Raw genomic sequence first — 21,258 nt, forward strand, 5'->3', positions numbered from 1 at the left:
TCGCCAACATGATTTCGCGACTGATCGGTCAGCGGAATGACGTACTCTCCTACGTTTCAAGATCAGGTCCTCACCGGTAAGTGTGGCTAAAGCGGGCGGACGGGTAGCGCTATGCGATGCACAAAAAGGACATCTGCGAGCGGGAGTTCAGCTCAAGCGCGTTGAAAGATTCCGTAGGCACCCTTGTGAAAGACGAGCGGATTGCAGGCAGCCTCCTCGCCTGAGAGTACTTCACCCAAAATGATATCGTGGTCGCCCGCCTTGTGGATCGCGGTGACGCGGCAACAGAGTTGAGCGGCCGCACCCTCGAGCAGCGGCAGGCCGTCGGCACTGAACGCGACAGCGACGTCCTCGAACCGGTTTCTCTGCTTGCCCGTGAAGCGGGCTGAGAGATGGGATTGATGTTGGCCGAGAATGTTCACCGAAAACAGTCCGCGTTTGCGGATTGCCGTTCCCGTCGCGCTGCCTTCGTTGGTGCAGAACAATAGCATGCACGGCTTAAGTGATACCGATGTCAGCGAGTTGATGGTTGCGCCGAACCGCTTGCCCGCCCATTCGGTCGCGATGATGGCGACGCCGGTTGGGAATGCGCCCATCACCGAGCGGAAGTGCTTCGGATCGATGGTCTGTATGTTCATGTCACCACCGCTTCTCTAGGTGCCGTCGGAGCAACCATGATTGCCCCGGCATCGTCGATCATTTTCGCATCATGTGATAGCTGAACTCACCGGGATCGGTGAGGTCGGGAACCTTCCAGCCGTCGAGGTCGTATTCGGCCATGCAGTCCTCGGCAAAGCCCTTGAAGCGATCGGCATTGCCTGAGGCCTGCGCGCCGAATAGGCAATAGCGGCGGATCTCTTCGGTCGAGCCGCCGTAGTTGATCTCATAGAGCTCATGGCGCCCGCCGAACTCGCTGCCGATACAATCCCACAACAGCTTGAGCAATTTCACACGCTCCTCGGCCTTGTAGCCATTGGAGCCGCGCAGATAACGATCAAGATAGGGACGGATCTCTTCGTTCTTGAAATCGCTGGAGTGGCTATTGAGGTAGATCAGACCGGAGGCAACGGTCTGCTCGATCAGATATTTGACCTTGGTGTAGGCCATGGTGGCGATGATCTGATAGGCGTTGCCGGGGTCCATGTTCGGCAGCACATAGTCGCTGATCCACGGCTTGGGATCGCGAACCATTGCATCCGAGAGGCTCCAGAACAGGTTTCGCCAGGCGATGACCTCGCCGACATTGGCCTGGACGCCGCGATAATCCTTGGTGCCGGCGGCCTCCGTTGCCTTCAACAGCAGGCCGCTGATGAAGTCGAGCTTGACCGCAAGCCGCGTGCAGCCGTGCACGACGAAACGCGGCAGGAAACCAGTTCGCGGGAAGAAGTTGTTGGCCTTCTCGATGTCGCCATAGACGAAGACATTCTCCCAGGGCACCAACACCTTGTCCATGATGAACACGGCATCGTTCTCGTCGAGACGGCTCGAGATCGGATAGTCGAACGGACTACCCATCACGCTCGCGCTCATTTCGTAGGAGGTGCGGCAGATGAATTTCACGCCTTGCGCGTTGGTCGGTACCATGAATACCGCGGCGAACTTCTTGTCCTGGAGCGGAATGAGGCCGTGATGCGCGACGAAGGTGTAGTTGGTCAGCACCGATCCTGTCGCGACCACCTTGGCGCCCGACACAATGATACCCGCGTCGGTCTCCTTCTCGATATGGCAGCAGACGTCGGCGACTTCGTTCGGCGGACGGTCACGATCAACCGGTGGATGGATGATCGCATGGTTGATGAACGGCACGCGCTCCTGGCTGAACTTGTACCAGCGCTTGGCATTGTCCTGGTAGGGTTCGTAGAAATCGGAATTCGCGCCGAGGGTCGCCAGGAACGCGGCCTTGTAATCCGGTGCCCGTCCCATCCATCCATAGGTGATCTTGGCCCATTCGGCGATCGCATCACGCCCGGCGATCAGGTCGTCCATCGACTTCGGCGCCTTGAAGAAGGCGTGCGTCATGCCGCCATTTCCGGTGTCGGTCGGCAGCAGTAGCTTGTGCTTGCGCTTGTCGTCGTGCAGCGCGTCGTAGAGGCGGGCGATCATGCGCGCGGTGTTGCGGAACGCCGGATGAGTGGTGACGTCTTTGACCCGCTCACCATAGATGTAGACGGTGCGATCATCGCGCAGCGATTCCAGATATTCCTGGCCGGTTTGCGGTCGGGTGACTTTGACGTTGCCGATGTGCTCCGGCGAGATTGCCGCGTTCCGCTGCGCCTTGCCTGCCATCGCGTGATCTCCCTGATCGTTCCGTGATGTTCGATTATCGAACAAGTGTCCGTATTCCGAACTTGCCGCAACGATACGGCCGCGTTCATCGATTGGCAAGCGCGGGGCTAGCTCAGAAGGTCATCGATGAGATCTGCTCGGCGATCCGGTTGAGTTCGGGGAGAAAATGCTCCCTCATTTCGTTTCGCGTGGTACGGGTCGAGTGGGTCGACAGGTTGATGGCGCCGACGACCTGTCCGCTGCGATCGAGCACCGGCACGGCCAGCGCCCGCAGGCCGCGCTCGAGCTCTTCGTCGACAATCGAAAAGCGCTGGGCGCGATCGGCCCGGATGCGATCGAACAGGGCCTGTAGGTCGGTGATGGTTTGTGGCGTGTAGGCCTCGATGCGTTGCGACTTCAAACGCCGCCAGATCTCGGCTTCATCGAGATAGCCGAGCAGGATTCGCCCCAAGGCGGTGTGCAGCGCTGGCAGCCGGCTGCCGACCGAGAGGGCCGCCGACATGATGCGGCGGGCCGGCACCCGCGCGACATAGACGATGTCAATGCCTTGCAGGATCGCGGCCGAGCTGGATTCGCCGAGCCGTTCGCTGATCTCGCGCATCAAGGGCGTCGCACGATCGATCCAGCTCTGCGTCGAGAGGTAGGCGAAGCCGAGATCGAGGATCCGCGGCGACGGCGAAAACGTCCGGCCGTCCTGTTCGACATAACCGAGCTGGGTGAGGGTCCGCAGTACGCGGCGCGCCGTCGCCCGCGACAGATCGGCAACCTGGGCCGCCTCTGACAGGGTCATGGTCGGCCGCTGCTTGCCAAATGCGCCAAGCACCGCGAGGCCCTTGGCGAGCGTCGTCATGAATTCCTTGTCCTCGGGATCGCCGGTGAGTGACTTGGAAGGTTGCGTCATGAGGCGGCCTGTTGACTCCTTCAGGGCTCTGGCAGAGACTGGTCGACATACGAACCAATGTTCGAATATCGAACGCCGGCGCGTGTGTCAATCGATCGCACGATACGAATCCGGCGCATCCAGAGGGGAGGACGCGCAGATGACCCGCCAAGAGATCGGTTCGACTCATCGCCATTCGATCGACCGCCGCACGCTCCTCAAATACTCCGCCGCTACAGGCGCTGCGCTATCGATGGGAGCGGCGTCGCCGGCGATCGCGCAGACGCGTGCGATCAAGCTCGGCTATGTCTCACCGCTCACCGGACCGCTCGCAGCCTTTGCCGAAGCCGACAATTTCATCATCGCCAATTTCAAGGAAGCGACCAAGACGGGCATCAAGATCGGCAATGCCACTGTGCCGGTCGAGGTCGTCGTAAAAGACAGCCAGTCGAATCCGAACCGCGCCGCATCGGTCGCAAAAGATCTGATCGTCCAAGACAAGATCGACCTGATGCTGGTCGCCTCGACGCCGGAAACGACGAACCCGGTCTCCACCCAATGCGAGATCGAGGAGGTGCCGTGCATCTCGACGGTGGCGCCATGGCAGCCCTGGTTCATTGGCCGTCAGGCCGATCCCGCCGGCGGGCCGAGCGCCTGGAAAGGCTTCAACTACACCTATCATTTTTTCTGGGGGCTCGAGGACGTGATTGCCGTCTTCACCAACATGTGGGGCCAGGTCGCGACCAACAAATCCGTCGGCGGGTTGTTTCCGAACGACGGCGACGGCAACGCCTGGGGTGACAAGGTCGTTGGCTTCCCGCCGGTACTGGATAAGGGCGGTTACAGGCTCACCGATCCCGGCCGCTATCAAAATCTCACCGATAATTTCTCCGCCCAGATCGGTGCGTTCAAGTCGGCCAAATGCGAGATCATCACCGGTGTGGTGCTGCCGCCGGATTTCACGACGTTCTGGAAGCAGTCTCTTCAACAGGGGTTCAAGCCGAAGGTCGCCTCCATCGGCAAGGCAATCCTATTTCCGGTCGCTGTCGAGGCGCTGGGCAGGGACGGCCATAACCTGTCCTCGGAGGTCTGGTGGTCACCGAGCCATCCCTTCAAGTCGTCACTGAACGGTATGAGCGCCAAGGATCTCGCGGGTGCCTATCAGGCCGCGACCGGGAAGCTGTGGACGCAGCCGATCGGCTTCATCCACGCGCTGTTGGAAGTCGCCGTCGACGTGCTGAAGCGCGCGCCCGATCGTGACCCCAAAACGATCGCTGCGACCATCGCTGCGACCAATCTCGACACGGTCGTCGGCAAGGTGCAATGGGGCGGTGCAAATCTGCCGCCTTTCGCCGCCAAGAACGTCGCCAAGACTCCGCTCGTCGGCGGCCAGTGGCGGTTCACGGACGGCAAATATGATATCGTCATCACCGACAACAAGACGGCACCGGCGATCCCCGTCGGAGGCCAGATGGAGGCGATCGCCTGATCCGAGCGACGCGTTGACATCTCATGCTGCTGGAAGTTGCCGGCCTGAAGAAAAACTTCGGCTTGATCACCGTCGCAGATGATCTTGATCTCCACGTCGGGTCGGGTGAGGCGGTCGGCATCATCGGACCCAACGGCGCGGGCAAGACCACGCTCTTCAACCTGATCGCCGGCGGCCTCTCGCCAACCGCCGGCAGCATTCGCTTCGACGGCCAGGACCTCCTGGGCCTGCCGCCGCAACGGCGCTGCCGGGCCGGCCTCGGCCGCACCCACCAGATTCCTCAGCCATTCGAAAAACTCACCGTGCTTGAGAACCTCCTGGTCGGCGCGGTCTATGGCAGCCGCAGGACCGAGCGTGAGGCTGCACAGTCCTGTGGAGAAATACTCGAGCAGCTTGGCTTGCTCAGGCGAGCCAACGTGCTGGCGGGTTCCCTGACCCTGCTCGAACGCAAGCGACTGGAGATGGCGCGCGCCCTTGCGACCGCGCCAAAACTTCTGCTACTCGACGAAATTGCCGGTGGTCTGACCGAAGGCGAATGCGCCGAGCTCGTCGTCACCATTCACGACATCCGCAAGACCGGCGTCTCGATCCTTTGGATCGAGCATGTTGTGCATGCGTTATTTGCCGTGATCGATCGCCTGGTCGTGCTCAATTTCGGCCGCAAGATCGCGGACGGCGCGCCGAAGGAGGTGATGCAACGGCCCGACGTGCATCAGATCTATATCGGCATCGAGGCCTGACGCATGCCGCTCCTGGAAACATGCGAGCTCACGGCCTTCTACGGCGACTTCCAGGCGCTCTACGGCATCGATGCCATGCTGGAAAAGGGCGAGACCATTGCCATCATCGGCGCCAATGGCGCGGGAAAGTCGACCTTCCTGAAAGCCGTCGCGGGGCTCATTCAAGGCTCCGCCAACAGCGTCGTGCTCGATGGCGTGCCGATTGGTGCACGGCCCGCGTCCGAGATCGTCAAGCGCGGCATCGCGCTCGTGCCGGAGGGGCGGCGGCTGTTTCCCTCGCTTACCGTGGAGGAGAATCTTCTGATTGGCAGCTATGGCCATAAGAAAACGGGGCCCTGGACTCTCGATCGTGTCTATTCGCTGTTTCCAATCCTGAAGGAACGACGCGCCTCGGCGACGCCGACCTTGTCGGGCGGACAGCAACAGATGGCTGCGATCGGCCGCGCCCTGATGTCCAATCCGCGCATCCTCTTGTGCGACGAGATCAGCCTGGGGCTCGCACCGATCATCATCGCCGACATCTACGCAAGCCTTCCGCAGATCAAGGCGGAGGGAACCAGTGTCGTGCTTGTCGAGCAGGACATCGTGCAGACGATGAAGGTCGCCGATCGCGTCTACTGCTTCCAGGAGGGGCGCCTGTCGCTCACTGGTCGCCCACGCGAGCTGACGCGTGAGCAGATCCACCGCGCCTATTTTGGATCATGACATGACTGGCTGGCTCGACGCACTGATCCAGGGCGTGCTGCTCGGCGGCCTCTATGCCCTGTTTGCCACAGGACTGTCGCTGATGTTCGGCGTGATGCGGCTGGTCAATCTCGCCCATGGCGACCTCATCGTGCTCGCTGCCTTCACGATTCTTGTTGTCGCAAGCAAGCTCGGCCTCGATCCTTTCATCGCAGTTCTGGTCGCGATCCCGGTCCTGTTCGTCACAGGCTTCGCACTTCAGCACGTATTGTTGAACCGCACACTCGGACGCGATTTGCTTCCGCCGCTGCTTGTCACCTTCGGTCTCTCGATCATCATCCAGAACGGGTTGTTGCAAGTTTTTTCCGCTGACAGCCAGCGCTTGCGCTCGGGTACGATCGAGACCGCCTCGATCCCGCTCGGCGGCGGCATCGCGGTCGGCGTCGTGCCGCTCTTGACGTTCGTGTCCGCGGTCGCCGTGATCCTGTTTCTCAATCTCATCTTCTACCGGACGCCGGTTGGCCGCGCCTTTCGCGCCACCTCCGACGATCTCGAAGTCGCGCAGCTCATGGGCGTCGATGTCAATCGCATCTTTGCTGTCGCAATGGGGCTTGCCTTCGTCGTGATCGCGATCGCCGCCCTCTACCTCGGCCTGCGGGCCAATTTCGATCCGACCATCGGCCCGGCACGGCTGCTCTATGCTTTCGAAGCCGTGATCATCGGCGGTCTCGGCAGTTTTTGGGGCACGCTCGCCGGCGGCATCGTGCTCGGGCTTGCTCAGACCATCGGTGCTCACATCGATCCCGAGTGGCAGATACTCGCCGGACATCTCGCATTCCTCGTGGTGCTGGCGGTGCGGCCGCGCGGACTGTTTCCGCGCGCACAGGATTGAATGCGATGGATGACGCCGCAGCTGGATCGACGCCGGCGTTCCGCATCGAGACGGCAGGCGGTTCCCCGCGCACGACTGCGGCGGGTGCCCTGATCCTTCTGCTCGCGCTGGTGCTGCTGCCGATCTTTGCGGGCCGCAACCTGATCCAGGACCTGATCTTTCTTTTCTATATGCTGGCGATGGCGCAGTGCTGGAATCTGCTGGCGGGCTATACCGGCCTGATCTCGGTGGGCCAGCAGGCTTTTGTCGGTCTCGGCGGCTACCTCCTGTTCGCGCTCACGCTCATCGCCGGCCTGAATCCCTTGCTGGCGATTCCGCTAGTGGGGCTCGCGTCCGCGCTGTTCGCGCTGCCGACCGCGTTGATCGTGTTTCGCCTGCGCGGCGCCTATTTCGCGATCGGCACCTGGGTCGTAGCCGAGGTCTATCGTCTCGTCTTCGCCCAGTTCAAGCCGCTCGGCGGTGGCACCGGAACATCGCTCACGCCGTCGGTCACGTCATCCGTGCTCGGCATCGAATGGGTCAAGACGTGGCTCGACGTGCGTATGCCGGCGGCGCGCGACATTGTCTCCTATTGGATAGCGCTGGCCTTGTTGGCCGGCACGCTCGCGGCGGTATATTTCATTCTTAGATCGCGCCGCGGCCTGGCACTCGGTGCGATCCGCGATCACGAGGCCGCCGCCGCAGGCCTCGGCGTCGACATCTATCGGATCAAACTCGCCGTCTATGTCGCGACTGCCGCCATGACCGGCATGATCGGTGCGCTGATTTATCTCCAGAAGGCACGCATCTCACCGGATGCCGCCTTTTCGGTGCTGGACTGGACCGCCTATGTCATCTTCATCGTCGTCATTGGCGGCATCGGCACGATGGAAGGCCCTGTCATCGGCGCCATCATCTTCTATCTGCTGCAGCGCTATCTTGCCGATTTCGGCGCGTCCTATCTCATCATCCTGGGTACGCTCGGCATTATCATCATGCTGTTCGCGCCAAAAGGCATCTGGGGTCTGGTTGCCGAGCATTACGATCTGACGCTGTTTCCGACACGGCGTCGACTGATTGTCGGTGACCGCGGGGACCGCTAGATGTCCCTAGAGGCGGATTTGATGTCGCTTCCATTGTTCGTTACGCCGGTTCTCTTTGCGAGCTTTGCTCCGCCGAGGATAGTCATCTGGCGCCGATATGAGGTTGCTTCTATCGCGTCGGCATCGAAATTGGTTTGATCCAGCCAATCAGCGGAATACAACGTTCAAGGTCGGCCTCAGCGCCGGATCTGTCCCGCCTTATGCCCGGATGGAAAATCGGTCGAATGCCGTCAAGGTCTGCAAACGCGGCTCCACGTCCCGGAGATAGATCTCGGTCTTGAGAAACGCGATTTCATCATCCAGCTTGCTTTCGTCGACGTCGACGTACCACGACCGCGGCCTGCCATCGCTTCCGTCGCTCCAACGGTAGCCTCGACGTCTTAGAGCGTCTTTGAGCTCGAAAGGCGACTGCTCGGCCCACACTCGCATCGTCTTTTTGCGAGCCTGCTCGAGCAGGACGGCAAGCGCCGGTGCGCCGGTCGGCAGTTCGAGCGCGAGAATCTCCAGGAGGGCATGGCAATCGTCGACGGCTCTATGAGCCTGGTGAAAGAAGCCAGCGCCGTTCAGGAGGTAGCCCAGGCGCGAACCCTCGAAGCCGTGCTTCCGCCACTCCACCTCTGTCGCCGAGCAGCCCCAGGCCTTCCGTTGGAATACAGGCCAGTAACGCTCCGCGAATTTGCGATCGAAGCTCGCATTGTGGGCAATAACGATGACGGCGTCGTCCGCGAATGACGAGACGGCCGCTTCGTCGATCCGCTGCCCAGTGACCATCTCGTTCGTGATCCCCGTGAGCGCGATAACCTCCGGCGGGATTGGCGCGGACGGTTCGTTGAACGATGAGAAGACGTCCCTGAGGCCCGCGATGCGCCCGTCGGGCAGGTAGTCAAACTTGACCATTCCAAGCTCGATGACCTCGTCCTTCTGCTGATCCAAGCCGGTCGTCTCCACGTCGAGCAGGATGCCTGTCTTAGTGCTTTGACCGATGGATGGAGCGAAAGTCGCCCGACGAACCAAGCGTCGAAGGACACGGTAGTCGGGAGATTTGGTCAGAGCTTCGGCCATGGCGGCCAGGGTCAAATCAGTTTCGAGCATTGGATTAGTTTCGATCCTCCGAACACCCGTAAAGCAGTCTAGCCGAGCGGCGTGAATCTAGTCCCGGTCAAAGCCCGAAATCCAGTTGCGGCACCGGGTCATCCCCGGCTTGGAGGGAAGACAGCGCCCCCCCAGAAGGCGTTCCTTTATGGGCGAGCAGCAGGTCGTGCTGGATGTTCTTGCGGCCATAAGCTTGCAAGGCTCGTGTCTTGTGGCGTCGATTTCGGTTCTCTTCGAGCGCCTACCTGCTCAAGCGCTGAAGACCGCTCGCCCAAAAACCGTGCCAACGAAGACAGCAACAGCCGCTACATATCCGATTGCTTTTAACGGATGCTCCTTCCCCTCTTTTAGGAACCACTGCGTTCTTCCGACTATCCAAGTCAAAGGCGTTAAGAGGCGGGCAGTCAGGATGCCGAGCGCGAACAAGGGCAACCAGGAGAAAACCAAAAGCGCAGGCAATACGAAAGCTAGCTGATCAAAGTCAAACTTCGACGGTAGGTATAGCTGCCAGTCGTCCCAGTGCCTCTGCGGTGCCAAAATATTCATAGCTATCCCTCGCAACGCATTAGCTCCAAGCACGATTGCTGCCCCAATCATAGCTCCGAGGACGAGGCCGATCACCGGTTTCGTGCTGCTTCGGATTAGTAATGGCCTGATCACAAAGAGAGCAAGGTAATCTGTCGGGAAGGTGAAGGGCAATGCTGCCATCAGAATGAGAGCAGCATACACCGCCACTAGCAGTGCCATAGGTCCTTCTTCGCAAGCTACTCTTTCACTAGGGGAATAATGAAAACACGCGGCGCGGAGGTCACCAATCATGTACCTTATTTCGAATAACCAAATGACCGAAACCACAGTCGTAAGCAGCAACGACCGACCGAATGCCCGCCAACTCAACAGCGGATACGTGTATATTCGATCAAATACTTCGACCAACGCTGACGAGATTTGCTCGTTCTTATAGTCTTTGAACCTCATGGTTCGAGCGAGCGCGGCCTTTGCCTGATCGGAGGCGTTTTCGTCCAACCAGCGAAACAAGCCGTATGCCGCCGTCGCGTAAATGAGCGGCGTGGTGAAGCCGAGAAGCTTTAGCAGTTCCTCCATCGTCCGGCGCTCCCCTTCGGGACAAGCATACCATAGACGGACCTCAAGTCCGCCTCTGACGCTGTGGACGGCCCGTCCACGGACACGCGAGCGCTGGTGCCAAGGCGTTGCGGCTGCCTCAACTCCTCCAGAAGTCCTTGAACCGCGTCGGCGATAGCTCCGTATATCTGACGGTATGCTGGATGTTCTTGTGGCCGAGATAGGCTTGCAATGCTCGCGTATCGTGGTCTGTTGGGCGCCTCCGTTGTGCCTCACGGGATCATCACAGCCCCCACGTCGCAAGCTGCTGTTCAGCATTGGCCGGGTTTAGGATGATCCGGGTAACGGCCATCCTCTGTAAGCCAACCTCCTTCGCGATCTGGCTCGTGTTCATCGCGCCTTGGTTCGCGAGGGCCAACGCTTCTGTGAACTGCTTACGGGTGAACGACGGCTTGCGCCCCCGATACGCGGTCTGGTCACTTGCCTTGGTGTGAGCAATGCCAGCCTTCTGCGCATCCTTCGTGGCTTCTGCCTGAGCCTGCGCAGTCGCGGCCATGAAACCGATCAACGCGTCACGCACGGCCATCTGCATCGGATCGGTCGTGGCACCATCGAAGGTCATCTTGTTGATGCCCGTCCTGATGACGACACCCCGGCGCATGAACTCTCTGATGGTGTCCACCACATCGATGTAGTTGCGGCCGAGCCGGTCAACCCATCGCACGACGAGGGTGTCGCCCTTCCTCAGCATGTCGAACAGCCGCCTACCTTGTGTGCGTTCTGCAAGCTTGGTGCTGACACCGCTGACGCCTTCGTCAGCCAGAACCTCATCGATCTCGAACCCTTCGGCTCTGGCCTGTTGAGCCTGATGGTCGATGGTCTGATCGGTAGTCGAAACGCGAGCGTAGAAGATCGTGGTCATGGTCGCACCGCCTGAGAGCGATCACAAAGGTAATGCTCATATAAAATATGCTCACAAGGCCGATGTCAACCCGTGTGAGCACCGTTTTGCACCCTGATCGCATGGCTCATCAGGGCATACCCGTGTGAGCATATGGCGTTCTGTGATTGCAGTATGCGGTGGGTATTACGCGGCGTTCAGCGATTGCAGGATGTAGCGAGTATTCGTTCCAACGCAGTTGGTTCAGGCAGCTTGAGCAGAAACAAAATCGCTGTCACAGATCGGGAACGTAAGAGGGGCATCCATGAGATTCGCTTGCGCGGTTCTATTCCTGGCGCTGACGCAGTCCGCGTATGCGCAGCAACAAGAAGGCTCGACAATCACGCTGGCTTGCAATGGAACAAGCAAGCTGACGGCGACCGCCGCCGCAGACCTGAAACCCGACCCTGTTACGAACATCGGCATCATCGTGAATGCCGCCGCCCGCACTGTCACGTTCGGCGACTACGTCACGCCTGTCACGGGCATCAACGCCACGCTTGTCAGCTTCAACGGGCGGCCGACCCCGGTGGCCCTTGGCTTCAAGGGGAAGCCATTCACCATCGACGGGTCGATTGATCGCGTGACTGGCCATACTGAGATTGATTGGTGGTATGAGGACATCGGCAACAACTCCCACTGGGAGCTTACGTGTCGCCCTGCCACTCGGCTCTTCTGAGACCCCCATGGGGGACACGCGGGCCTCAACACCAGCGACTACCGTCTCAAAAGTTTGCCGAATTTTCAGATCGGCCCTACGGTGCGGTCACTCCGAGATGTCGATAGCTGATTTCGAATTCGTCGGAAGCAAGTGAGCGGAGACACGTTGCCGCGCCTCCGCTCTCTTATCCCGTTACATCATCGCTTTGATGATCGCGGCGATGCCGAAGAGGCAGGCCGCAACATTAATGCGGATGATGACAGTCGTAGTCCGGCTTGGCCTCATAGTTTGCTCTCATCCAGCACCCCGCGGCCAGTTCGTGAGCAGTGTAATTTTGGACTGATTCGATGTGGGACAAAACCCGTAGCATCACGGTTCCCACAAGCGCTGCGGCGTGAGTTTATAGCGAGAGAATGTCGCCATGACTGCCAAGCTGCTTCTTGGCGGTGATGCCTCACTCGTTTCGCGATGGTTCGATGAGGAGACGATCCTGCGACTGGGCGCACTGGTCGAGAGTGAAAGCACAGTATGGGATCAGCACCCGGTTTTAATGTGATCTTTCTGCTGCAGGAGTTCCATGAAGATGGGTGTTGCTGTCGACTCGCTAAGAGACAATCCGACTGCGAAGGCACTTGATCGCATTGCGAGGTCTCGCTGGAGCTGCAGGGATTATCGGCCCGATCAGGTCAGTCCGGCGCTTCTGAATGAGATCTTAGTCGTCGCGCAGACCGCTGCCTCCTGGTGCAATACGCAGCCTTGGCACATCGAAGTGACGCGCGGACGGGCAACGACCGAATTTATCGATGCACTTGCGCTGGCGCGGGCCGACGCGTCGGAGGTGCCGGACTTCACCTGGCCCGAGTACGAAGGAATTTATCTTCAACGTCGGCGCGAGTCTGGTTTCCAACTCTATGAAGCACTCGGCATCAGTCGGGGCGATAGAGTCCGCAGGGACGAGCAGGCCGACAAGAACTTCAAACTCTTTGGGGCGCCTCACGTCGCGATTATCACGACCGACGCACGACTTGGCGTCTACGGCGCGATTGACTGCGGCGGATGGGTCACCAATTTCATGCTGGCGGCGAAGTCCGGGGCGTCGCCTCCATTGCTCAGGCCTCTTTGGCTCGATATCCGAATTTCATTCGGAGGCATTTCGCGCTCGACGGGAGCAGACTCGTGGTCTGCAGCATTTCCTTTGGATTTCCTGACGAGACGAGCCGGGCGAATATGTATCGAACCAGCCGCGCGTCAGTTGCTCAAGCGGTGCGTTTTCACGAATGAAACCGTTTTATTATTAACGGTCGACCGGGTCGAAACGGCATCGTACCAGCGTCTAAGGTAGCGCACTCGGCTTGCAGAGGCGTTTGGAAAGCCCGGCTCGCGGTCGTGTCTGGAATCAAGGCATCTAAGTCGTTCGGCAGGCTTGGCCGAGCATCTAGGCTCCCGCCACAAAGGCCGCGCGATCCCGCGTGGCTCTCGCAGGAGCGCACCAATGAAGCAACTCAAGGATTTTGCCATCGAAGCTCATGGGGGCCTCGATCGCTGGCGGCAATTCGAGCAGGTTTCCGCCGATCTCATACAGGGGGGCGCCCTGTGGTCCTTGAAGGGGCAGGCGCTCACCCTCGAGCAGACCAACGTCACGGTGGGTCTGAAGAAAGAGTGGGCTTCGCACGCCCCGTTCGGCGCTGGGAATCGACGCTCCCGCTTCGAGCCGGGCCGCGTCGCCCTGGAAGCTGCGAGCGGAACAGCTCTCGAAGAACTGCTCGAGCCGCGGGCAAGCTTCGCCGGCCACACGCTGCAAACGCCGTGGACGGAGCTGCAACTGGCTTACTTCGCCGGATGCGCCATGTGGACCTATTTGAACATGCCGTTCCTGCTCGCCTGGCCAAGAGTCGAGACGGAGGAACTGGAGCCTTGGCCGACCGATAGCGGCGACTGGCGCCGCCTCGCCGTACGGTTTCCCGGCGGGATCGCGACGCACAGCACCGTACAGACGCTCTATTTCGACGGTGAGGGGCTGCTGAAGCGCCACGACTATGACGTCGAGATCGCGGGCAACACGCCCGGCGCGCACATTATCGAAGACTATGCGGAAGTCTCGGGCATCAAATTCCCAACGAAGCGCCGGATCTATGCCCGTCAGCCGGACGGCAGCTTCAGCACCGAGCCGCTCGTCGTTTCGATCGATCTCTCCAACATCCGCCTTGGCTAGCCATGAGCCTTTTGGGGTTCGAACTCAACGGCGCAAGATCATCCGATGGAGTTCATGGCGGATGTTCCGCCGTGAACCTCCTCACGGGGCAATGGGGAGCGGAAGCCGATAGCCTTTGTCGCTGTTTGGCCAGTTCGGCGACGATCGTGTCCTGCAAGTCGGCCTCTACCTCGACCGCGAACTGGAAGCAGTGCTTCTTCGGGCCGCTGGCTAAAGCGTCGCGAGCGGTCCGGCGTCATTGCGGATGGCTCGCGGAACCTCTCCATGCACGCGGGCAAACGCCAGGCGCATCCGCTCCCGGTTCGCGAACCCCACCTCACGGGCGATGACCTCGATCGGCAACCGGCTCTGCTCCAGCATCAATTTCGCGGCTTCGACCCGCAGCGCTTCGACCGCCTTCGCCGGCGTGGTGCCCGTTTCTGACCGGAACAGTCGCGTGAACTGCCGGGGACTGAGGCATGCGGCCTCAGCAAGGTCATCAATCGTCAGGCTTTCGGCAAGGTTCTGACGCGCGTAGTTCAATGCGCGCTGAACCCTGTCTTCATTCGCGCCGAGATCCAGCAAGGTGGAGTGCTGGGATTGTCCGCCGGAGCGGCGATGATACATGACCATGCCCTTTGCGACTGAACGGGCGATGTCGGACCCGTGGTCGCGCTCGATCATGCCCACGACGAGGTCCGTTCCCGCCGTCATGCCGGCTGACGTCCAAATCGGCCCATCCGCGATGAAGATCTTGTCCATATCGACCTCGCAGCTAGGGAAACGGTCCTGCAGCGCCTGCGCGTAACGCCAATGGGTCGTGGCGCGCCGGCCGTTCAGCAACCCGGAATCTCCCAGGACGAACGAGCCCAGGCAGCTGGCGGCAACCCGCCGCGCGTCCCGGGCGGCGGCGCGAAGCAGCCGGACCAATCCCGGCGACGACGTCGGTATCTCAAGGCCCGCGGCGACGATCAGCGTGTCATAGGGCGCGTCGTCGAATGGGTCCGTCATGACCTGCATGCCGGCCCACGAGGCGACCAGCCCTCCTTCCTCCGAGAGGACGCGCACGTCGTAGAGCGTCTCGCCGGCTTGCTTGTTGGCCACGTCGAACGCCGCAACGGCCCCGAAGCAGACGGGTTGGAAATTCGTGCAAAGGACAAGGCCAATCTTCATGCTTTCTCCGTAACGGTTGCTACCCGCCTAGATGGTTGTTCCGGCGACGTTTCGCCATGTTCATGGCCGGAATGACGGCATCTACGTCCTGTCGGCTTCGGGAGGCCGCTGGTAGCGCTCTGATAGCTTTTCAGACGCTGGAGCTTTCATGTCGCACCATCCGACAACATACACCGCCGTCCAGGCCGTCGGGCCGGGACAGCTCGAACTGACGCAAAAGCCGCTTGTCGATCCCGCCCCGGGGCAGGTCCGCCTTCGCGTCGAGGCCTGCGGCGTCTGCCACTCCGACGCGGCGACGGTCGAAGGGGCCTTCCCAATCCAATGGCCGCGCGTGCCGGGCCATGAGGCGGTAGGCGTGATCGATGCGGTCGGCAATAACGTCGAGGGCTGGACGCTCGGGCAGCGTGTCGGCGTCGGCTTCCTCGGAGGCAGTTGCGGACATTGTGCAGAGTGCCGCGGCGGCGATCTCGTCAACTGCCGGAACCAGGAGTTCACCGGCATTCATCATGATGGGGGCTACGCGCAATACATGCTCACGCGCGCCAGCGGCCTCGTGTCGATCCCCGATGGTCTCGCCTCGGAAGACGCTGCTCCGCTGCTCTGCGCGGGACTGACGACCTTCAGCGCGCTCCGCAACTCTCCCGCACGCGCCAGCGACCTCGTCGCCGTTATCGGCATCGGGGGCCTCGGACATCTGGCCGTGCAGTTCGCGCGGCGCATGGGCTTCGAGGTCGTGGCAATCGGACGCGGGCCGGACAAGGATGGCCTCGCCGGAAAGCTCGGCGCCCATCATTATATCGACAGCTCGACCGCCCCGGTTGCTTCGGCGTTGCAAGATCTGGGGGGCGCTCATCTTGTCGTCGTCACCGCGTCGGGCGGCAAGGCCGTGGCCGACGCGGTGAAGGGGCTTAGGCCGCGCGGCCGGATCATCGCACTCGGTGCATCTCCCGAACCCGTAGAGATCGCAACCTCGGACCTTCTGTTCGGCGGGCGCTCTGTCGAGGGCGCCTTGACCGGTGACCCGGCCACCGCCGAGGCCACATTGCGCTTCAGCTCGCTCGCCGGCGTCACTGCCATGATCGAGACGATGCCGCTGGAACGCGCGCCGGAAGCCTATCGCAAGATGATGGCGGGGAAAGCCCGCTTCCGCATCGTCCTCACCATGTAGATGCGCCGCCAATCGTCCGGATCGACCTTGCCTCGGGCGAGGCAGCTCACAGAGGAACAATCATGTCACTCGAAACCGCAAGAACAGAATACTTGAACGTCGGCGACGTCCGCTTTGCCTTCAGGCCGCTTGGCCCGACGGTCGGGACACCGCTCATCCTGCTGCAGCACTTCACCGGGACGATGGATTCCTGGGATCCGGAAGTGATGAACGGCCTTGCCGAAACGCGGCCGGTCATTGCGTTCAACAACCTCGGCATCGGCACTTCGACTGGCCGGACGCCCGACACGGTGGAACAGATGGCGGCCGATGCCGAGTCATTCGTGCGGGGCCTTGGTCTGTCGAAGATTGATCTTCTCGGCTTCTCCCTCGGCGGTATGCTCGCCCAAGTCCTCGCCGTGCAGCACCCCGACCTGATCGGCAAGGTCATCATCGCCGGCGCGGCACCACGGGGTGGCGAAGAACACCTTCTCGAAGTGGTCGACGACGCCTTCTCCCGAGGTGCGCCGGATGTGCGTCTGCCCTTGTTCTTCACGCCTTCCGAAGAAAGCCAGCGCGCCGGCCGTGCCTTCGTTGCCCGCGCAACGGCCCGCTCTGAAGGTCGTGATCCGGACAGCGGCGACGCTGTCAGCGAGCCTCAGGCGAAGGCAATCATCGGCTGGTGCGCGCGCAAGGATGAAGGCGACGCAACGCTACGCGCCATCGGGCAGCCGGCGCTCATCGTGCACGGCAGCGACGATACCATGTTTCCGAGCATTAACGCCTACAACATGTTCAAAGCGACGAAGAACGCGCAGCTCATCATCTATCCCGACTCGGGCCACGGCGCGCTGTTCCAATATCCGGCGAGGTTCGTCGCCCATTGCCGAACCTTCCTGGACGAGTGAGGTGAAGAAACAGATTCAGCAGCACGTGATCGAGGCCCATGACGATAAGCTCCTTCGGGACACCAGCGACGTCCTCTCCCGATACCCCTCTCAATCGATCTCTGCCTTGGTCTTCAGTCCGGGCAGCACGGTGCGAACGTGCTCGGCTAGCGTTGTCGTCAACAAAGACGGCTTGGCCTCCGAGAATTCAAGCGCGATGCCGATCGTCGGAAGCAGAGGCAATCCGGCCGACACGATGTGAAGATCGAACGGAACGGCGGTTCGCGTCAGGACGCTGATCGCATGACCGGACCGCGCGATCGCGATCAAGCCGGCGAGACTATTGCTGGCGTAAGCGACCCTGTAGCGCCGATTGACCGCGTTCATCGCGGTGCAGGCTGCGCGGTAGTCCAGGCTCATCGGTGCTGCCAGGGCCAGAGGCAGGACGTCTTGCGTCAGTATTTTCGGTTCGGCCTCGTTCGCCACCCAGACGAAGCGCTCCTGGCGGATCACATCGCTCGCACCGGCATCAGACAGCGAGACCAGCGCCATGTCGATCTGGCGCCGCGCCAGCATGGGGCGCAGCTCGGAGGTCGGGGCGCAGACCATGCGCAGTTCGACATTGGGATGGAGCGCGCAGAACCCCTTCAGCAGCGCCGGCAGGAAGGCGATCGAATAGTCCTCCGGGCAGCCCAGGCTCAGCGTCCCCTTGAGCCCTTCACCGCTCATGTCGGCCAGAATCTCATCGTGCTGCGCCAGCAGCGTCTCGGCGTGGGCGAGCAGTTTCTCGCCGGCCGCAGTCAGCCTCATTCCGGACCCGCTGCGGTGAAACAGCGGCTGCGTGATCGTCTCTTCCAGCCGTTGCATCTGCATGCTGAGCGCGGACTGCGTCCGGCCGATCTGCAGGGCGGCCAGACTGATGGAACCGACCCGGGCCACGATGATGAAATTTCTCAGAAGGGTGAGATCCAGCATCCGTATCAGTCAGATTGATATCCAGGTTGAATTATATCAATTAGCCTGAAGCCAAATCATTGGCTAGAGGTCTGGCATCCCGAATGCAGGTGGCTTGTCATGACCTTGAATAGCGATCCCGATTTCTGGGCTTCCGCCAACACGCATCTGACCCGCTACGGCCCGAGTTTCGAACCCGTCATTATCGAGCGGGCGGCCGGCAGTTTCGTGTACGACGCCGATGGACGAGCCATCCTCGATTTCACCTCGGGTCAGATGAGTGCCGTGCTGGGGCACACGCATCCCGATATCGTCGCCACCGTCGCGCGGCAAATGGGGGCGGTCGCTCATCTCTTCAGCGGCATGCTCTCGCGCCCGGTGGTGAATTTGGCCGAGCGCCTCGCCGCGCTTGCTCCCGGCCTCGAGCGCGTGCAGTTGCTGACGACAGGTGCGGAAGCCAACGAAGCGGCGATCCGAATGGCAAAGCTCGTGACCGGCAGGCACGAGATCGTTGCCTTCGCGCAAAGCTGGCACGGCATGACCGGGGCTGCGGCATCAGCGACCTACAGCGCCGGCCGACGCGGTTACGGACCGGCTGCGGTTGGATCGTTCGTCATTCCCGCGCCGAACGCCTATCGCCCTCGTTTCAGGAACGCCGATGGCAGCAACGACTGGCAGGCCGAGCTGGACGATGCGTTCGCGTTGATCGACAGCCAGTCGACCGGCAATCTGGCGGCCTTCATCGCCGAGCCGATCCTGTCCAGCGGCGGCATTCTGGAATTGCCGCTCGGCTATCTCGCTGCACTGAAGCGAAAATGCGAACAGCGCGGCATGCTGCTGATCCTCGACGAGGCCCAGACCGGAATTGGCCGCACCGGGCACATGTTTGCCTTCGAGCGCGACGGCGTAGTGCCGGACATTCTTACGCTGTCGAAGACGCTCGGTGCCGGCCTGCCGCTCGCCGCTGTCATGACGACCCAGGCCATCGAGCAAACCGCGTTCGAGCGCGGCTTCCTGTTCTACACCACGCATGTCTCCGATCCCTTGCCCGCCGCGATCGGCGTGACGGTGCTCGACGTGGTCGCGCGCGACGGGCTGGTCGCGCAGGCGACCGCCAGGGGCAACAGGCTCCGGGATGGATTGCTGTCGTTGCAACAAAGGTTCGAATGCGTCGGCGACGTCAGAGGCCGCGGGCTCCTGCTCGGTCTTGAAATCGTCGTCGACCGGCAGTCGAAGGCGCCGGGCTTCGAACTCGGCGCGCGGATCATGGAGGAAACCATGCGTCGTGGTCTCAGCATGAATATCGTCAAGCTGCCCAGCATGGGCGGGGTGTTCCGAATCGCGCCGCCGCTCACAGTGTCCGAGGCCGAAATCGATCGCGGTCTTGAGATCATGTCGGAGGCGATCCAGGCAGCGGCGAGCGGTCGTTGATCGCGGGGAAGCCTGAACAGGTGCAACTCGCCAGGACATATGGGCGTCCGACGCTGTTCTCGCGGCACGGCATGGTCGCTGCCGCGCATCCGCTTGCGGCGCAGGCTGGTGCACGGCTCCTGATCAAGGGCGGCAACGCTTTCGATGCGGCCGTTGCCACCGCGGCCGCCCTCAATGTGGTCGAACCGTTCATGTCGGGCCTTGCCGGGTTTGGACTGGCCACGATCTGGGTCGCAAGCGAGAAGCGCGTTCGCGTGCTCGACTTCGCGCCGCCGACGCCCGCGAGCTTCCCGGTCGGCAGATACACCAGCCGCCTCGAGCTCGAGCGCGGCGCGCAGGCGGCCTCAACGCCCGGAAATCTCGCGGGCTGGTGTGAGCTGCTCTCGCGCTATGGACGCAAATCGCTTCCCGATGTCCTGGCTCCGGCGATGACGCTGGCGCGCGACGGCTTTGCTCTTTCGGATTTCGGTCGCGATGAGATCAACGAGCAAGTGCCGCTGCTCGAGCCCTGGCCGGAGTTACACAGCGCACTGGTCAAGAACTACCTGCCGGACGGCATACCGGTGAAGCTCGGCAGCATCATCCCTCAGCCTGAACTCGCGCGGACGCTTGCGGAGATCTCCGAATTGGGGCCGGAGCATCTGTATGGCGGCAAGCTCGGCCGGCGGATCATAGACTATCTCCGTACGCTCGGCGGCAGCCTGGCACTGGCCGATTTCGTTTCCGTCAAGCCGCATTGGCTCGATCCCCTGACCGTGTCGTATCGAGGGCTCGAGCTTCACGTCCCGGCGTCGCAATGCGGCGGTTTCCAACTGGCTCTGACCCTCAAAATTCTTGAAGGTTACGACCTTGGGCGCCTGCCGAAGGACGGCGCGGATCATCTCGACACGGTCTATCGCGCGATCCGTCTTGCAGCCGGCGAGCGGATCGCACACGGCAATCTGGGACTGGATCAAGCAGCCGGCGCCTTGTCCGACACGGTGATCGCGCGGCTGCGGCAGCGCGTGAGCGACGGCCAGCCGATCACTGGTCCCACCGAGCAATGGATGCCGCAAGATCGTGCCGATCCCGGGCATACCACCTCGTTCTCGATCGCAGACGCCGAGGGCAATCTGATCTGCATCACGCAGAGTCTCGGCAGCCCGTTCGGCAGCGGCGTTGTGGTGCCCGGGACCGGCGTTTGCCTCAACAATCATCTCCATTGGGCTGATGTGCAGCCGGGAAGCCCCAACCTGGCCAAACCAGGCGACGCATTGCCGGTGACCATGGCGCCATCGCTCGCGACGCGGAGCAACCGTCCGGTGCTCGCGCTGGGTACGCCCGGCAGCTACGGCATCCCGCAAACCCAGGCTCAGGCTTTCGTGCAGTATGTCGAGTTCGGCCTTGCGCTGCAGCAGGCTATCGAGGCGCCGCGTGCGCGGCTTTGGGATGGCCGCTTCATTCAAGCGGAGAACCGCATCGCGCCGGAAACGATCGCCGAACTGAAAGGCCGCGGCCACGAGATCGAGATCCTGGACACCGGGTGGACCATGCTCTGCGGCGGCATGCAGGCCATCGCGCTCGATCCGGAAACCGGAGTGATGACGGGTGCCGCCGATCCGAGGCGGGACGGGTATGTCGTCGCCCTGTGAACGGGACGCAATCAG

At 61.6% G+C, this 21,258-nt stretch carries 21 protein-coding genes; 13 read left to right on the forward strand and 8 right to left on the reverse strand.

Annotation, left to right across the window (positions count from 1 at the left end; all coding sequences use genetic code 11):
* Positions 1-152: 152 nt before the first annotated feature.
* The 3 genes from ABIB99_RS43400 to ABIB99_RS43410 all read right to left on the reverse strand — a co-directional run bounded on the left by ABIB99_RS43400 (position 153) and on the right by ABIB99_RS43410 (position 3,187).
* Entirely contained in the window at positions 153-596 is a 444-nt protein-coding gene (locus ABIB99_RS43400) for a flavin reductase family protein (RefSeq protein ID WP_354182047.1), read from the reverse strand.
* A 100-nt stretch (positions 597-696) separates the two neighbouring features.
* Positions 697-2,286, reverse strand: a complete 1,590-nt coding sequence (locus tag ABIB99_RS43405; protein ID WP_354182000.1) for a 4-hydroxyphenylacetate 3-hydroxylase N-terminal domain-containing protein — start codon at positions 2,284-2,286, stop codon at positions 697-699.
* A 112-nt stretch (positions 2,287-2,398) separates the two neighbouring features.
* Positions 2,399-3,187 (reverse strand): IclR family transcriptional regulator domain-containing protein, encoded by a 789-nt coding sequence (locus ABIB99_RS43410; protein ID WP_354182002.1) that lies wholly within the window; start codon positions 3,185-3,187, stop codon positions 2,399-2,401.
* A gap of 139 nt (positions 3,188-3,326) precedes the next feature.
* Here ABIB99_RS43410 and ABIB99_RS43415 point away from each other — a divergent pair, with 139 nt between their 5' ends.
* From ABIB99_RS43415 to ABIB99_RS43435, 5 genes are read left to right on the forward strand one after another with little or no spacing between them, the layout of a single operon-like run.
* On the forward strand, positions 3,327-4,655 hold the full coding sequence (locus ABIB99_RS43415; protein WP_354182004.1) for an ABC transporter substrate-binding protein: 1,329 nt from the start codon (positions 3,327-3,329) through the stop codon (positions 4,653-4,655).
* Positions 4,656-4,678: 23 nt separating this feature from the next.
* Positions 4,679-5,395, forward strand: coding sequence for an ABC transporter ATP-binding protein (locus ABIB99_RS43420; protein WP_354182006.1), 717 nt, complete (start codon positions 4,679-4,681; stop codon positions 5,393-5,395).
* 3 nt (positions 5,396-5,398) lie between these two features.
* Positions 5,399-6,100, forward strand: a complete 702-nt coding sequence (locus ABIB99_RS43425) for an ABC transporter ATP-binding protein (RefSeq protein ID WP_354119709.1) — start codon at positions 5,399-5,401, stop codon at positions 6,098-6,100.
* 1 nt (position 6,101) lies between these two features.
* Positions 6,102-6,971 carry a branched-chain amino acid ABC transporter permease gene (locus tag ABIB99_RS43430; RefSeq protein ID WP_354182008.1) on the forward strand — a complete coding sequence of 290 codons (870 nt, stop codon included), beginning with the start codon at positions 6,102-6,104 and terminating at the stop codon, positions 6,969-6,971.
* A 5-nt stretch (positions 6,972-6,976) separates the two neighbouring features.
* Positions 6,977-8,053, forward strand: a complete 1,077-nt coding sequence (locus ABIB99_RS43435; RefSeq protein WP_354182011.1) for a branched-chain amino acid ABC transporter permease — start codon at positions 6,977-6,979, stop codon at positions 8,051-8,053.
* Positions 8,054-8,251: 198 nt separating this feature from the next.
* On the opposite strand, the gene ABIB99_RS43440 is transcribed toward ABIB99_RS43435, so the two are convergent.
* The 3 genes from ABIB99_RS43440 to ABIB99_RS43450 all read right to left on the reverse strand — a co-directional run bounded on the left by ABIB99_RS43440 (position 8,252) and on the right by ABIB99_RS43450 (position 11,150).
* Positions 8,252-9,145, reverse strand: a complete 894-nt coding sequence (locus ABIB99_RS43440) for a 3'-5' exonuclease (protein ID WP_354182013.1) — start codon at positions 9,143-9,145, stop codon at positions 8,252-8,254.
* 249 nt (positions 9,146-9,394) lie between these two features.
* Complete coding sequence (locus ABIB99_RS43445) at positions 9,395-10,249, reverse strand: hypothetical protein (RefSeq protein ID WP_354182015.1); 855 nt, start codon at positions 10,247-10,249, stop codon at positions 9,395-9,397.
* 262 nt (positions 10,250-10,511) lie between these two features.
* Positions 10,512-11,150, reverse strand: coding sequence for a recombinase family protein (locus ABIB99_RS43450; RefSeq protein ID WP_354182017.1), 639 nt, complete (start codon positions 11,148-11,150; stop codon positions 10,512-10,514).
* 283 nt (positions 11,151-11,433) lie between these two features.
* Here ABIB99_RS43450 and ABIB99_RS43455 point away from each other — a divergent pair, with 283 nt between their 5' ends.
* From ABIB99_RS43455 to ABIB99_RS43470, 4 genes are all read left to right on the forward strand, one after another.
* Positions 11,434-11,847 (forward strand): hypothetical protein, encoded by a 414-nt coding sequence (locus ABIB99_RS43455; RefSeq protein WP_354182019.1) that lies wholly within the window; start codon positions 11,434-11,436, stop codon positions 11,845-11,847.
* Positions 11,848-12,250: 403 nt separating this feature from the next.
* Positions 12,251-12,385: a hypothetical protein gene (locus ABIB99_RS43460; RefSeq protein WP_354182021.1), complete on the forward strand. Its 135-nt coding sequence runs from the start codon at positions 12,251-12,253 to the stop codon at positions 12,383-12,385.
* A 21-nt stretch (positions 12,386-12,406) separates the two neighbouring features.
* Positions 12,407-13,171, forward strand: coding sequence for a nitroreductase family protein (locus ABIB99_RS43465; RefSeq protein ID WP_502917568.1), 765 nt, complete (start codon positions 12,407-12,409; stop codon positions 13,169-13,171).
* 150 nt (positions 13,172-13,321) lie between these two features.
* The gene (locus ABIB99_RS43470) at positions 13,322-14,041 is read left to right on the forward strand and encodes a hypothetical protein (RefSeq protein ID WP_354182023.1); all 720 of its coding nucleotides are present in this window, start codon (positions 13,322-13,324) and stop codon (positions 14,039-14,041) included.
* A gap of 210 nt (positions 14,042-14,251) precedes the next feature.
* Here ABIB99_RS43470 and ABIB99_RS43475 read toward each other — a convergent pair whose 3' ends face one another.
* The gene (locus ABIB99_RS43475) at positions 14,252-15,193 is read right to left on the reverse strand and encodes a GlxA family transcriptional regulator (RefSeq protein WP_354182025.1); all 942 of its coding nucleotides are present in this window, start codon (positions 15,191-15,193) and stop codon (positions 14,252-14,254) included.
* 148 nt (positions 15,194-15,341) lie between these two features.
* Here ABIB99_RS43475 and ABIB99_RS43480 point away from each other — a divergent pair, with 148 nt between their 5' ends.
* Both ABIB99_RS43480 and ABIB99_RS43485 read left to right on the forward strand, forming a co-directional pair.
* Entirely contained in the window at positions 15,342-16,361 is a 1,020-nt protein-coding gene (locus ABIB99_RS43480) for an alcohol dehydrogenase (protein WP_354182027.1), read from the forward strand.
* Positions 16,362-16,423: 62 nt separating this feature from the next.
* Positions 16,424-17,248: an alpha/beta fold hydrolase gene (locus ABIB99_RS43485; protein WP_354182029.1), complete on the forward strand. Its 825-nt coding sequence runs from the start codon at positions 16,424-16,426 to the stop codon at positions 17,246-17,248.
* A gap of 90 nt (positions 17,249-17,338) precedes the next feature.
* Here ABIB99_RS43485 and ABIB99_RS43490 read toward each other — a convergent pair whose 3' ends face one another.
* Positions 17,339-18,202 (reverse strand): LysR substrate-binding domain-containing protein, encoded by an 864-nt coding sequence (locus tag ABIB99_RS43490; RefSeq protein ID WP_354182031.1) that lies wholly within the window; start codon positions 18,200-18,202, stop codon positions 17,339-17,341.
* A gap of 99 nt (positions 18,203-18,301) precedes the next feature.
* On the opposite strand from ABIB99_RS43490, the gene ABIB99_RS43495 reads away from it, so the two are divergent.
* Positions 18,302-19,612 carry an aspartate aminotransferase family protein gene (locus tag ABIB99_RS43495; protein WP_354182033.1) on the forward strand — a complete coding sequence of 437 codons (1,311 nt, stop codon included), beginning with the start codon at positions 18,302-18,304 and terminating at the stop codon, positions 19,610-19,612.
* A gap of 20 nt (positions 19,613-19,632) precedes the next feature.
* Complete coding sequence (locus ABIB99_RS43500) at positions 19,633-21,243, forward strand: gamma-glutamyltransferase family protein (protein WP_354182035.1); 1,611 nt, start codon at positions 19,633-19,635, stop codon at positions 21,241-21,243.
* The last annotated feature ends 15 nt before the right edge of the window (positions 21,244-21,258 follow it).

Origin of the sequence: Bradyrhizobium sp. LA6.1, from assembly GCF_040547805.1 — a bacterium.
Lineage (GTDB): Bacteria > Pseudomonadota > Alphaproteobacteria > Rhizobiales > Xanthobacteraceae > Bradyrhizobium > Bradyrhizobium barranii.

Excerpts from the sequence above, each read along its gene's own strand:
- ABIB99_RS43400 (WP_354182047.1), bottom strand. The coding sequence starts at position 596 with ATGGGCGCATTCCCAACCGGCGTCGCCATCATCGCGACCGAATGGGCG.
- ABIB99_RS43405 (WP_354182000.1), bottom strand. The coding sequence starts at position 2,286 with ATGGCAGGCAAGGCGCAGCGGAACGCGGCAATCTCGCCGGAGCACATC.
- ABIB99_RS43410 (WP_354182002.1), bottom strand. The coding sequence starts at position 3,187 with ATGACGCAACCTTCCAAGTCACTCACCGGCGATCCCGAGGACAAGGAA.
- ABIB99_RS43415 (WP_354182004.1), top strand. The coding sequence starts at position 3,327 with ATGACCCGCCAAGAGATCGGTTCGACTCATCGCCATTCGATCGACCGC.
- ABIB99_RS43420 (WP_354182006.1), top strand. The coding sequence starts at position 4,679 with ATGCTGCTGGAAGTTGCCGGCCTGAAGAAAAACTTCGGCTTGATCACC.
- ABIB99_RS43425 (WP_354119709.1), top strand. The coding sequence starts at position 5,399 with ATGCCGCTCCTGGAAACATGCGAGCTCACGGCCTTCTACGGCGACTTC.
- ABIB99_RS43430 (WP_354182008.1), top strand. The coding sequence starts at position 6,102 with ATGACTGGCTGGCTCGACGCACTGATCCAGGGCGTGCTGCTCGGCGGC.
- ABIB99_RS43435 (WP_354182011.1), top strand. The coding sequence starts at position 6,977 with ATGGATGACGCCGCAGCTGGATCGACGCCGGCGTTCCGCATCGAGACG.
- ABIB99_RS43440 (WP_354182013.1), bottom strand. The coding sequence starts at position 9,145 with ATGCTCGAAACTGATTTGACCCTGGCCGCCATGGCCGAAGCTCTGACC.
- ABIB99_RS43445 (WP_354182015.1), bottom strand. The coding sequence starts at position 10,249 with ATGGAGGAACTGCTAAAGCTTCTCGGCTTCACCACGCCGCTCATTTAC.
- ABIB99_RS43450 (WP_354182017.1), bottom strand. The coding sequence starts at position 11,150 with ATGACCACGATCTTCTACGCTCGCGTTTCGACTACCGATCAGACCATC.
- ABIB99_RS43455 (WP_354182019.1), top strand. The coding sequence starts at position 11,434 with ATGAGATTCGCTTGCGCGGTTCTATTCCTGGCGCTGACGCAGTCCGCG.
- ABIB99_RS43460 (WP_354182021.1), top strand. The coding sequence starts at position 12,251 with ATGACTGCCAAGCTGCTTCTTGGCGGTGATGCCTCACTCGTTTCGCGA.
- ABIB99_RS43465 (WP_502917568.1), top strand. The coding sequence starts at position 12,407 with ATGAAGATGGGTGTTGCTGTCGACTCGCTAAGAGACAATCCGACTGCG.
- ABIB99_RS43470 (WP_354182023.1), top strand. The coding sequence starts at position 13,322 with ATGAAGCAACTCAAGGATTTTGCCATCGAAGCTCATGGGGGCCTCGAT.
- ABIB99_RS43475 (WP_354182025.1), bottom strand. The coding sequence starts at position 15,193 with ATGAAGATTGGCCTTGTCCTTTGCACGAATTTCCAACCCGTCTGCTTC.
- ABIB99_RS43480 (WP_354182027.1), top strand. The coding sequence starts at position 15,342 with ATGTCGCACCATCCGACAACATACACCGCCGTCCAGGCCGTCGGGCCG.
- ABIB99_RS43485 (WP_354182029.1), top strand. The coding sequence starts at position 16,424 with ATGTCACTCGAAACCGCAAGAACAGAATACTTGAACGTCGGCGACGTC.
- ABIB99_RS43490 (WP_354182031.1), bottom strand. The coding sequence starts at position 18,202 with ATGCTGGATCTCACCCTTCTGAGAAATTTCATCATCGTGGCCCGGGTC.
- ABIB99_RS43495 (WP_354182033.1), top strand. The coding sequence starts at position 18,302 with ATGACCTTGAATAGCGATCCCGATTTCTGGGCTTCCGCCAACACGCAT.